Annotated in this window: 9 protein-coding genes; 5 read left to right on the top strand and 4 right to left on the bottom strand. The window is 46.8% G+C overall.

Features of this window, described 5'->3' with window-relative positions:
• Positions 1-34: 34 nt before the first annotated feature.
• Positions 35-1,381, bottom strand: a complete 1,347-nt coding sequence (locus RIM23_RS03385) for an FAD-binding oxidoreductase (RefSeq protein WP_446364444.1) — start codon at positions 1,379-1,381, stop codon at positions 35-37.
• Between the two features lie 465 nt (positions 1,382-1,846).
• The gene (locus tag RIM23_RS03390; RefSeq protein ID WP_446364446.1) at positions 1,847-2,734 is read right to left on the bottom strand and encodes an NAD(P)-dependent oxidoreductase; all 888 of its coding nucleotides are present in this window, start codon (positions 2,732-2,734) and stop codon (positions 1,847-1,849) included.
• Between the two features lie 214 nt (positions 2,735-2,948).
• Here RIM23_RS03390 and RIM23_RS03395 point away from each other — a divergent pair, with 214 nt between their 5' ends.
• The 5 genes from RIM23_RS03395 to RIM23_RS03415 all read left to right on the top strand — a co-directional run bounded on the left by RIM23_RS03395 (position 2,949) and on the right by RIM23_RS03415 (position 9,862).
• Positions 2,949-4,454 carry a hypothetical protein gene (locus RIM23_RS03395; protein ID WP_446364447.1) on the top strand — a complete coding sequence of 502 codons (1,506 nt, stop codon included), beginning with the start codon at positions 2,949-2,951 and terminating at the stop codon, positions 4,452-4,454.
• A gap of 133 nt (positions 4,455-4,587) precedes the next feature.
• On the top strand, positions 4,588-5,541 hold the full coding sequence (locus RIM23_RS03400) for a glycosyltransferase family 2 protein (protein ID WP_446364449.1): 954 nt from the start codon (positions 4,588-4,590) through the stop codon (positions 5,539-5,541).
• A 140-nt stretch (positions 5,542-5,681) separates the two neighbouring features.
• Entirely contained in the window at positions 5,682-7,274 is a 1,593-nt protein-coding gene (locus RIM23_RS03405; protein ID WP_446364451.1) for a hypothetical protein, read from the top strand.
• A gap of 55 nt (positions 7,275-7,329) precedes the next feature.
• On the top strand, positions 7,330-8,286 hold the full coding sequence (locus RIM23_RS03410) for a lysylphosphatidylglycerol synthase transmembrane domain-containing protein (protein WP_446364453.1): 957 nt from the start codon (positions 7,330-7,332) through the stop codon (positions 8,284-8,286).
• A 196-nt stretch (positions 8,287-8,482) separates the two neighbouring features.
• Positions 8,483-9,862 (top strand): sensor histidine kinase, encoded by a 1,380-nt coding sequence (locus tag RIM23_RS03415; protein ID WP_446364455.1) that lies wholly within the window; start codon positions 8,483-8,485, stop codon positions 9,860-9,862.
• Here RIM23_RS03415 and RIM23_RS03420 read toward each other — a convergent pair.
• Positions 9,859-10,533: a hypothetical protein gene (locus RIM23_RS03420; RefSeq protein WP_446364457.1), complete on the bottom strand. Its 675-nt coding sequence runs from the start codon at positions 10,531-10,533 to the stop codon at positions 9,859-9,861. The genes RIM23_RS03415 and RIM23_RS03420 overlap by 4 nt on opposite strands.
• 240 nt (positions 10,534-10,773) lie before the next feature.
• The gene (locus tag RIM23_RS03425) at positions 10,774-12,843 is read right to left on the bottom strand and encodes an S-layer homology domain-containing protein (protein WP_446364458.1); all 2,070 of its coding nucleotides are present in this window, start codon (positions 12,841-12,843) and stop codon (positions 10,774-10,776) included.
• Between the last annotated feature and the right edge of the window lie 15 nt (positions 12,844-12,858).

The following is a 12,858-nucleotide window of genomic DNA, read 5'->3' on the forward strand; positions in this document are numbered from 1 at the left end:
CTCACCGATAACGGAACAACAAAACCCGCCCTCCTTATCTCTCCTCCCACCCGCGCATCTTACCCGGATTCATCAACCCATAAGGATCAACCTGTTCCTTAAACTGCACCTGTTCCACATCAATCATCTTACGTCCCCCATCTTCGAGAATATAAGTATGGGGATTAGCAATAAACGCCCCCTGTTCTTCGTGATAGCGAATAATCTCATTTAACCGTTCCTCGGTGGTATAGCGAACCAGTTGTAATCCGGCTGGAATCCCTTGACCATTCACCCGCATAAATTCCAAATGCATCATCACTTCATCACCAAAATGATCATACAATTGCTCCACCCGTTCTAATGTAAAAAAGAAGGTTTGCAAATACGTCAACGTCGAATCAATACTCCGAGCATGTAATGTGGTATGATTCCAAGTAAACTCAGCTAAACTTGCGCCTTTACTCCCATCTTGGGCAGATTTTTGATAAGTAATTTCCCCCCCATACTCCCGCACTAATTCCTGAAACGGTTCTAAACAAGACTCCGCTATCATTAATAAAGCACAGTCTTTCCCCTCGGGCAGATATTCCTTCAACCCACTAAAAAATGTCGGAATCGGATGAGCATGAATACTAATCAACTTTTTCACCAACCCATCTGCATTCCCCAAAGCCTGACCAAAATGGGCAGCCGTGATAAAGTTATCGAAAATAACAATTATCTCTATCCAGGCATAAGCCGGGGCGAGAGGAACTTCTAACTCAGTAATAATTCCATTCGTGCCATAAGCGTGATTCACCTTCTGCACATCATCTCCCCGTAACTCAATCACACGGGGTTCATCCTCCAGTGTAACCACACGCACCGCCAAAAGATTGCCGCGATCGCGCAATTGCCCATAATTAATTGAACCAATTCCCCCACTTCCGCCCCCAATAAAGCCACCAATCGTGGCACTACGATACGTCGAAGGCACCATCCGCCATTCCCAGCCGATTTTCCGCGCTTGTTTATCAAACGCCGCCAGCTTCACCCCCGATTCCACACAAGCTAAACCGGGCTTAATCCAACGAATCCCATTCATCCGGGTAGTATCTAGAATCACCCCACCGTGCAGTGGAATACATTGCCCATAATTCCCGGTTCCCGCACCTCGGATAGTCAGGGGAACTTTGTGCTTGACACATATTTTTGCCACCTGTAGCACATCCGCTTCAGTTTGAGGGCGTACCACCAAATTCCCTCGCTTATCCTCTAGCAGGGGTTGCAGAACCGGACTGAAATGATAATAGTCCAGAGATAACTTAGCCACCTGAGTCGGTTCAGTAATCGTTTCTATCCCGGCGAATTCCGAGGCTAAAGCATCCCAGTCAAAGGATTGGGTAAAAGTTGAGTTCATTGCTGGTTAAGAATGGGAACAATAACAACTATTGATGAACTGCTGATTTTGACTTCACGTTAACCTTCTATCTTACCGTCCTCGTTCCCAGGCTCTGCCTGGGAATGCCCATCTTGAGGCTCCGCCTCCCCTACTCCTTTCGAGCTCTAATACCTACACTTGATTTTGGCTTCACGTTAACTTTCTATCTTACTGCATATCCAAACTTTTAAACCCTAAGCTCCCTTCTCCCTCCTCGTCCCCCTCGTCCCCCTCGTTCCCAGGCTCTGCCTGGGAATGCTCATCTTGAGGCTCTGCCTCCCCTAGAAAAAATCATCTACTTTTGACCGCTAACGGTTGTTACATCATGTCCGTCTCAACAGTTAGCATGTCCTTCCCACCTTGCTCATTCCCTTGGAGACCTCTGCCTTTCCCCCTCGTTCCCAGGCTCTGCCTGGGAATGCCCATCTTGAGGCTCTGCCTCCCCTAATCGGACTTCTGATAAGCGCGAATCATTGCCTGAGTGCCCTGTTCCCCTCCCGTACCACCATCAAACTCTTGAACCATCTTAAACAAACGCTCAGCAAGTTCCACTCCTGGCAATTCCTGACCCGATGAATTTAACGTCTCGGCTACCAACCTTAAATCCTTAAGGATATGCTTAATCATAAAACCCGGTTGGAAATCCGACGCCGCAATTTTCGGTCCCAAATTCGACAGCGCCCAAGAACCAGCCGCCCCCGTACTGCAAACCTCTACAATTAAGTTCGGGTCAATATCCTGGTGCTGTGCCAACTGCATCGCTTCACACAACGCCACCCCATGAACCGCCGCCAAAACCTGGTTACAAAGTTTAACCGCTTGACCACTCCCCATCGGGCCACACAGGCGAATGGTTTTACCCAAAACCTCCAACAACGGTTTACTTTCCTGAAAATCCTCAGCATCTCCGCCAACCATAATCGTCAGTGTGCCATTTTTTGCACCAATATCACCCCCAGAAATGGGCGCATCCAAAAAGCGCAAGTTATGCTGTTGCAGTTGAGTGCCTATTTCACGTGCCGCCTCTGGACCAATCGTACTGGTATCAATCACCAGCGTACCTGGACGCGCTGATTCGGCAACCCCTCCCGTTCCCAGAAGAACCTCTTTGACATCAGGAACATCACTCACACAAGAAAAGACAATATCTGCCGATTCGACAGCCTCACGAATCGAAGACACCACCGATACCCCAGCCTGAGCCGCCATCTCCACACCCGGACGGTTAGGCGTTCGATTCCACGCCTTCACCGAGTAACCCGATGGCGCCAAATTTGCCGCCATCGGTCCGCCCATAACGCCGAGTCCGATAAAGGCAACCTGTTGATTCATATCTATTGACTCCATTGTCTGTACTTCTGATAAGTTGCTCTTGGTGTCATGCCTTTGTCATACTAGAATCTCTTGAGAGAAAATTGGGGAGTCTCCGTCCCACGCCAATCCTGGAGTTGGTTTGCCAGAAAAGCTACAGGAAATAAGCAGTAATGGGTAAGCCGACGTAATCAAAAATAACTTATAAAAATAACCAGAATACTTTAGAAATACTATGGTAAATCCCAGCGAGATTCAAGATTCCACCCTTCAAGAGCGACAACTCGCTCATCAGCAGGTTGGGAAAATGGCGTTCGCCCTATCCATTGGCATCGCGCTAATATATCTGGCATTTCTCAAACCGGGGATTTGGGGCTTTGATGGCAATGACATGCTGGATGTTTCCAAATCATTAGTTACCGAATTTGATTTTACCGTGCCGCCCGGTTCCGGAGCATTAGGTCGCGATGGGCAATATTACTCAATTCGATATCCATTATTACCGATTATTGCCACACCCTTTGTTGCCGTGGGACTGGTTTTAGGTCACTGGTTCAATATACCGACGAACTATTCAGCGGCGGTTTGTGCCTTAGTGGTATCGGTCTTATTAACAGCTTTAAGCACATCACTTGTGGCTTTGTTGGCATTGCGCTTGGGAAGCAGTCGCACGGGTGCGTACTTAGCCGCCTTGTGTTTTGCCTTGGGTACGACAGCCTTGGTCTATTCCAGAGAGTTCTTTGCCGAACCCCTCCTCTCATTCATCACCGCCTCCAGTCTATATCTTGCCCTAGGAAAAACCAGTCGTGAACATGCGGGTGCGAGTATTCTTTCCGGCTTAGCCTTGACCGCTAAACCTGCGGGTATTGTCATTGGACCGGTGTTGTCCGCCTATCTCCTGCTCAAGCGGTATCCCCTGCGAAATGCTCTAGGTCCCCTACTCGGTACAATTATGGGGTTCATGCTGTTCATGGCTTACAATTACCTGCGGTTTGGTAGTTTACTATCCAGTGGACAAAATGCCTCAAAATTTACCCTGGATGGAATGCTAGAACGATTTATAGGTTTGATCTTGAGTCCCGGCGCCGGGGGGGGGTTAATCTGGTACTGTCCACCGACAATTCTGGCAATTATTGGATTCCGTAAAGCCCTCAAAACTAAACCCCTAGAAGCCTTAGCCATTGTGGGTATATTTGGTGGGTATTGGCTACTCCATTCCTTTTGGGAATTTGGCGGCTGGAGTTGGGGACCTCGATTTTTAGTTCCCGCACTTCCAGGATTGATGGCGCTAGTCGCGCTGATTGGGAAAAAGTGGTGGAAGTGGTTAATTGGTTTGACGGTACTTGGATTCCTCGCCAACGCCCCAACCCTGGTATCGTATTTCCAACGCTACTATGCCGAAGCCTTAGATGGAGGATATATCAACCGTGCTAGAGCGTTATGGGATTCGCCCAGCTATGCCCCCTTATTCAATGCTTGGGGCGCCGCCTATCGCCAGGTTAGCAGTGCTTTAAGTACAAATATTCGAGATGTCCTAGGGCAAGTTGGAGAACCACCGCCCGGTGACCAAATGACCAGCGCTCAATTGTTACATATTGTGGCAGTGTGGTGGTGGGTATTGCCTGCTGTGGGTATCCCGATTTGGGTGGGTGGACTTTTAGCCGCCCTGTTGATTGGAGCAGGGGTTTGGGTGTTGCGTTGGGGCTGGCTGCAAGCTAGTGCCACAGAGCCAACAAAATAGTTGAAACAAGGCAGAGAGCAGAAGATTTCCAGGAAAATAGCCAGGATTCAAGGGAGAAGGAAATGATAACGGTTTAGATAAACATGATATTAGTTATTAATCTTATGAGTCAACTGTTTTGGCGATAAGTGCAATGAAATTAATTATCCAAATTCCTTGTTACAACGAAGAAGCCACTCTAGGACTAACACTGTCCGAACTCCCCCGTCAAGTTCCTGGAGTCGATAGAGTCGAGTGGCTGATTATCAATGATGGTAGTCTTGACCGGACGGTTGAAGTTGCTAAAGCCTGTGGCGTGGATCACATTGTTAACTTTGATCACAATCAGGGTTTAGCTAAGGGGTTTATGGCGGGGATAGAAGCCTGTTTAAAGGCGGGAGCTGATATTATCGTGAATACGGATGCCGATAATCAGTATTGTGCGGCAGATATCCCTAAGCTAATTGAACCTATCTTACAAGGTCAGGCAGAAATTGTCATCGGTGCCAGACCCATCCAGCAAATTAAGCATTTTTCCCCCGCCAAAAAGTTTTTGCAAAAAGTAGGAAGCTGGGTAGTACGAATCGCGAGTAAAACGAATATCCCGGATGCTCCGAGTGGCTTCCGCGCCATCAGTCGGAATGCGGCGCTGCAACTGAATGTCTTTAGCCAATATACTTATACTTTAGAAATGATTATTCAGGCGGGACAGAAAAACATAGCCATTGCTTCGGTGCCAATCCGAACCAACGATTACCTGCGCCCTTCCCGTTTAGTCAAGAGTATTCCGGCTTATATTCAGCGCTCTATTCTCACTATTATTCGCATCTTCATGACCTATCAACCGCTCCAGTTCTTCACAGTCCTGGGGACAGTGCCTTTCGGCTTGGGGTTGATTCTATGCGTGCGTTGGTTGTGGGTATTCGATCCCGATAGAAGTCGTGCGCCCAGCTTAATTGTGGCAGCAATTTTCATTCTGATTGGCTTTCAACTGTTGATGTTTGGATTAATTGCTGACTTGATGGCGGTAAATCGCAAGCTTTTAGAAGATATCCAACTGCGGCGGCGACGCGCCGATATTGAAGAGTACATTAAACAGAAATTATAAATCATCAATAAAGGCATAGTAAAAGGCTTTGATGAAACGAAAAAGATGAAAGACGTAGCTTGCTTCTGCAAGAGCGAGTATAACAAATGATGAATGACAAAGGACGAATCACAAATGACATCCCTGTTCCCTTATTTACAATGAATAGAGACCTGTTTGCCCGCGAAGCCCTTGCCCAAATTCCCAAACTTCTCACCCTGCTAGACCGCAACCCACACAGTCCCACTTATGGCTGTTTTGACCGGAACTTCTGGCAGTATAAAATTATTGACTTTCCTAGCGGAATGGCTCAAGAGTTTGTTCTGCCCCTGGCATTGGCATATAATACCCGATTATCCGATAACCCTTTCTACCAACAACGAGCGATTCAAGATTGGGTGGAAGCCGGAATTCTTTATGGGGCTAAAAGTGCCCATCCTGATGGGTCTTGTGATGACTATTTCCCTTATGAACGAGCCGGAGGCGCAGCGGCATTTTCATTGCTTGCCTGTATTGACAGTTATCAAGAATTAGGGTTAAATAACCCAGTAGCGCTGAGGTTTTTTGAACAACGAGCCGATTGGCTAGCTCATCATCAGGAAAGTGGACGCCTGACTAATCACCAAGCGTTAATTGTTTTGTGTTTAGACTTACTGTCTAATCTATTACAAACAACGAAGTGGGATAGAGCCAGAGTACAACGTTTAGAACAAGTATTATCTTGGCAAAATCCCGAAGGTTGGTTTATTGAGTACGAAGGCTGTGACCCCGGTTACCATACGTTAACGATTTCTTGTTTAGCGCGGATTTATCAACTCAGACCTGATCCCCGTCTCAAAGAAGCATTAGTCAAAGCGGTTGATTTAGCGGCAGAATTTGTGCATCCTGATGGCTCTTATGGAGGAGAATATACCAGTCGCAATACTTACAATTTCTTTCCCCATGGCTTTGAACTGGTGGGACAGTGGTATCCCCAAGCCCTAGAAATTAATGATCGCGTCCTAGTGGGACTGGCAAAGGGACTAGCTCCCTGCTATGCTGACGATCACATTATCGGTCACCATACCTGGAACTATCTCCTCGCATGGCGAGATTTTGTGCCAACTCGACCTGATCCCACCCCCCGTTCTCCCGGTCGAGTTTGGTTTAGGGAGGCGCAAGTTTTAATTGACCGCCGCCAAAACACGGAACTGTATTTAGCCTTAAACAAAGGGGGAGTATTTAAACTGTTTCAAGATAACCGTTTAGTCGCCTCTGATACCCAATTTTCCTTGCAAGTGTCAACGGGGAAAAAGGTGAAAAATGCTGTGGGTCATTTAGTCGATACCTATCAGGTTAAGGTTGAGGAAAATGAAATTACGATTGAAGGAGAATTGGGATGGGCAAAACAGAAACAAATGACTCCCATAAATTTACTAATTTTGCGAGTCGTCATGCTGACAGTGGGTCGCTTCTTCCCTAACTTAATCCGCAAACTCTTACAAAAAATGCTAATTACAGGCAAGCAAAAAGCGCCGTTCCATTTCCGGCGCTCTTTCGAGTGGGAAAATGGACAATGGCAGGTCAGCGATGAGTTGCAAGGCAAGTCCTGGAAAGATGTGATCGCAGCGGGGATTGGGGGCGACCAAACGTCGATTTATGTGGTCATGAGTCGCACGTTTCAACGGGGGCAATTACAGCCCTGGCTAGATTTAACGAATGAAGTTAAGAAACTAGATGCTTATGAATGGCTGCGATTAGATCGGAAATTTTAGAATTATGATTAATTCACTGTTCTGTGACCAATGACCAATGACTAATGACTAATTCATGAAACGACTAATTTCAATCGCTGTCAGTCTAATTATCCTGGCGATAATTTACTCAAAAATTGATTTTCCTGAACTCGTTGCCGTTTTTCAAAATAGCGATCGCGTCTGGATGCCCGTGAGTCTGGGAATGGTTGTCCCCCTGACGTTATTCACGTCTTGGCGGTTGCAACAATTGATGCCCAGTGGCTCTCGCTTGGGCTTTTTTGAGGCAAATCGTTTAATCTTAGCGGCAAGTGTTTTAAATATGGTACTGCCGTCCAAGATGGGAGATATTGCCAAAGCTTATTTCATGAAACAGCGCGGTCATTTAAGTGGGACTCTTTCGTTATCACTGGTGATTTTTGAGAAGGCTTGTGATCTTTTATCCCTGCTGTTATGGTGTGTCTTTGGTTTATTGCTCTATGACCCGAAAGATTGGCTATTTTGGATCATGACAATGGCGGTGAGCATCGGTTTGGTTCTGGGAATTTTTCTGTTGTCGTCTCGAAAATTTGCTTATTTATTCTTCATCGTGGCTCGCAAGATTGCCCCTAAAAAAATGCGTGCCAAATTAGAAACGATGCAAGGGTCTTGGGGCGATATGCATGACTATTTCTGGCGCGATAAACGTCAACTCGTAAAAGTTGCCGGAACGTCAATTTTTATTTGGTTTTTACACTTATTACAAATTTGGTTCTTTATCCTAGCGCTTCAGGCGACGACTCCGTTTTTGGTGAATCTAGCCTTGTCTCCCCTCGCTATTTTAGCCGGATTATTGCCCCTCACCTTTGCCGGAGTTGGCACAAGGGATGCAGCATTAGTGTTGTTTTATCAAGACTATTTAGACCCCCCAACCGCCGCCGCTTTGGGATTGCTGTGTACCTCGCGTTACTTTTTACCGGCTATTGGCGGGTTACCGTTCCTGAGTCAATTTTTAGCAACAGTACGTACAATCAAGGGCAATCAAAATGATTAGGGCTGATTGGAACTCATATCACTGGAATTAGTGATTTAAATCACAAGTATTCCGGACGACATATCACTGAAGGAGTGATCCAAATCCTAGAAGCTAGTAGTAATGCCCATATATGCTTAGCAACGCCCCCATGTTACTTCCCAGCAGCGACCGTTTATTGAACAGTCCATCTGATTGGTCGGAGTCGGACAAGCCTTTGTCCCCTAATTTTGTTAAGCGAACTCGGCAGTTACAAGCGTTGAATGAGGAATTAGCTGATCAAATTCCAGAATATCAAGATATGGAGTTAGCCCTAAAGAAGTATCGTAGTATGTTTGAGGGTGCCGTCGAGGGTATCTTTCAAACGACTCCAGACGGGCACTTTATCGACTGTAATCCAGCGTTGGCAAAGATTTATGGTTATGCATCGCCAGGGGAACTGTTGGAGGAGCTAACCGACATTGAAGAACAACTTTATGTTAGTCCGAATCGGCGTCGGGACTTCATTGAGAAACTGCGATCGCACGATGCAGTTACGGAGTTTGAATCCCAGGTGTATCGCAAAGATGGGCAGATCATCTGGATTTGTGAGAATGCTCGGGCGGTGCGCGATCGCGAAGGGACATTACTCTACTATGAAGGATTCGTCACAGATATCACCCAGCGCAAACTCGCCGAAGAATCCTTGCAGCGATCGCAAGCAAAATATAAAGCCCAAGCTGAACAACTTGAGGAGACATTAAATCAACTGCAACGCACGCAACAACAGCTCATCGAAAAAGAAAATCTTTCCACTTTAGGCAAATTGCTAGCTGGAGTTGCCCACGAAATTAATAATCCTGTTAATTTCTTATGTAACAATTTTCCCCATGCTCAACAATATACCAACGACTTATTAAAGTTACTCCAACTCTACAGCAAATATAACCCCCAACCTGCACCAGAAATTCAACAGGAAGCTGAACAAATTGATCTAGAGTTTCTGATCAAAGACTTTCCCAAAACCCTGTCATCAATGCAAATGGGGGCTGAACGTTTGCGCCAACTTGTTTATTCCCTCAAAACCTTATCTGGATCAGACGAAGAGCAATCGATAGATATCCACCAAGGGTTAGATAGCACCCTAGTCATGCTCTACTATCGTTTGAAATCCAAAGGAAACAAACAAGAGATTCAAGTATTCAAGGATTATAGTAAACTGCCTTTAGTCACTTGTTATCCTTGTGGGTTAAATCAAGTCTTTATGAATGTGCTGTGCAATGCCATTGATGCCCTCAGGGACATGCGTTCTCAACCCGCTAATGAGGATAGTGAGCAAACGATAACGCCATCTATCTGGATTCGCACAGAATTAATTGATAATCAGCAATCGGGGGCGAGTGCCGTTATTCGTATTATTGATAACGGTCCGGGAATAGATGCAGAACTCAAACAGCGAATCTTTGAACCTTTTTTTACCACAAAACCACCCGGAAAAGGCACGGGTTTAGGATTATCAATTAGTCATCAAATTATTGTGGAAAAACATAGAGGAAAATTCACCTGTAATTCATCACTGGGTAAAGGAACAGAGTTTGTGATCGAAATTCCGATTTAATTACTTGAAAGTGCTGTATTACTGGATTGACACTCTAGCGGCTGGGCAACTTGTTTCAGTTTCAGATAAAAGTCCGAATCATCGGGCGGTGGTGTAAATTGATCAATGGGGTGTTGCTTCGCTTCGCGACGTGACCCATCCACTGGCTCAGGAAGAGTGGTATAATCACGAGACTGTATGTCTGGAAGTGTGCGATCGCACTCCCCCGTCAGTTCCATTTCCGTTTCAGTCTGGGCGGGCGTTTGCGGCAGGGCTTCAACGGATTCCGATTGAGTGACAACAAACTCCTCTGACTGTGCCACCTCAACCGTAGAACTTGACTCAAACCTATCCGGGAAACTCCCCATCAAGGACATCGATTCGGAATTCCTATCAATGGGGGCGTTCAAATCTTGCGGCAGTTTGCGACAAATCAACCGTTCAAACTCATGATTAAATCGATAGATAGGCTGTTCTCGTCGCCCCCAGACGGCTAAAATTTGCTCAACGGAAATCGCCTTATACCGTCCCTGATACAAGGCTTCAATGACCGCTAAACGAATCCATTGGGCGGGATACTCCTCCAACCAAAACTCAACTAATTCTGTCGCAGAATATCCCCTCAGTTCAAATCCATAGTGACTGAGTAACTCCACGGCATAAAAAATAGCTGAATCTATCTCATTGGTCATTGGTTATTGGTCATTGGACATTGGTTATTGGACATTGGTTATTGGTAATTGGTTATTGGACATTGGTTATTGGACATTGGACATTGGACATTGGTTATTGGGCGAAGCATTCGCGTTGAAACTTGATTAAAAAACCGATATATCTGTGCGCGAATGCTTCGCCCCTACGATACTACGATACGAATCGAATGTATGTTCTCCTGCCTCCCTACCTCCCTGTGTCCCTGCGCTTCCTCATCCTCATGCTTGAACAATATACGGGGAATTGATAGCATTGACACGCCCTCGTTGCACCAATGCTTGATACAGAAACGCCGTGGCATCGGCGCGAGTGGCGGCTTGTTTTGGGTTTAACCAGGTGGGTTGGGGATAATTGACGATAATGCCGGCTTGAGTAGCCGCCGCTACAGCAAATTTGGCATAGAGGGGAATATTATCTTGATCCTGATAAATTTCCAAGAGATTTTCCTCTGCCTCCGGTAAAGACAGCCCTTGGACTAAGGAGACAATCAACTCAACCCGCCGTAAACTTTGCTGGGGGTGAAAAGTTTGGTCGGGGAAGCCGGAGAGGAAGCCACCGCGATAGGCTTGAGTAATGACGGCTGACGCCCAGAAGTTGGTGGGAACGTCGATAAATTGAGTGGCGGGGCGGATGGGTGTGGGGTTAAAGACTTTGACCACTAATGCCGCATATTGCGCCCGATTTAATGGGGCATCCGGTTTAAAGCTACCATCAGCAAAGCCGCTAATCAAGTTTAATCCGGCGAGGGGGCGAATAAAATCAGCCGCCCAATGATTTTGAATATCACTAAACGAGGGAACATAACCCTCCGGGTTGACAATATAAGGGGATGTGATAGCTGAGGCTTCGCCAGTTGAGACTAACGCCTGGTAAATTAAGGCGGCGACTTCGGCGCGGCTAATGGCTTGCATGGGAACAAGTTCTTCAGGGCGGGGATAATTCACCACCAATTGCCGTTGTGTCGCCGTAGCCATGGCATCTGTAGCATAGCTGGGAATCTGGGCGCGATCGCGGTAAAACAAAAGTAGGTTAGGATTACCGCCCCCTAATCCCAACCCATTCACCACAGATACCAGCGCCTGTATCCGCGTCAGATTTTCCTGGGGGCGAAACGTACCATCGGGGAATCCAGAGATAAATCCCATACTCGCCGCTTTGCGAATCGCCGCCGCCGCCCAAAAGTTATCCGCCACATCGCGAAATGACCCAGATGTCGCCCCCACCTGGCGGGGTAAGTTAAAGGTTTTGGCAAGAATCGCCGCATACTGGGCACGGGTAATATTTGCTTCGGGCTTAAATGTGCCATCAGGAAAGCCACTAATTAACTCCCGTTTGACTAATTCCTGAATAAATATACTTGCCCAATGATTGCCCAAATCACTAAACTGAGTCGGACCCAGGGTTGATGCGGGAACCTCTGCTGCACCAAAGGTAACCGCACCGGAAATACGGGCAGGATTTAACAAGTTACCCACCGAAACCAAGGTTAAGGACGTACTATTTTGTAAATCAATTTTGCCATTATTTTGTAGAATATTCCCGGCTGGGTCTTGGCGATTACCTAAATTGGGTTGGGCAGACCCATTGACAATTAGCCCCCCATCGGTGTTATTTTCAATCCGATTACGCCGCAAGACGGGTTGAGCTTGACGAGATAGAACAATTCCTGCCTTATTATTGATTAAGGTATTATCCGCAATTAAAGGAGCCGCATTATCACTCAGGGCAATGCCATACCCCGTGCTTTGACAGCGATTGCGCCGCAGTTCCCCTTTGGCATTTCGCACCAGAAAGATACCACTGGAGGCATTTTCGCTTAGTTCATTATCCATAATTACGGGTTTTGCCGTCCCTGTGACAAAGATTCCCTCACGACCGCAACGGGTTAGGGTAGTATTGGCGATAATTGGGGCGCTGGATTCAATCCAAATCCCGGTTCCCTTGGGGAGTGGATTCGTCACCGTTACCCCACGCAATTCGGCTTGAGAATCGGCTCTGATGGTAATGGATTGAGCGCCAAAACTGGGGCTATTATAATCACCACTCCCCACAATAGAGATATCCTTGCCTTTACTGGGTTCGTCGCCGATGACTCGGATTCCAGAGGGAATCACAATCGGGAATTGCTCACCGTTAGCCGCATTGTACATCCCTGGCGACAAGGAAATGGTAGTGTCAGGGGTGGCTTGTCTGATGGCGTGGGTTAAGGTGCGGTATGGAGCATCCGCCGAGCCTGTATTGGTATCCTTCCCGGTGGCTGGGTTGACATAGAGAGTCGATTGAACCATTCGTTTAGAATTTCC

This window comes from Coleofasciculus sp. G3-WIS-01 (genome assembly GCF_040223135.1).
Lineage (GTDB): Bacteria > Cyanobacteriota > Cyanobacteriia > Cyanobacteriales > Coleofasciculaceae > Coleofasciculus.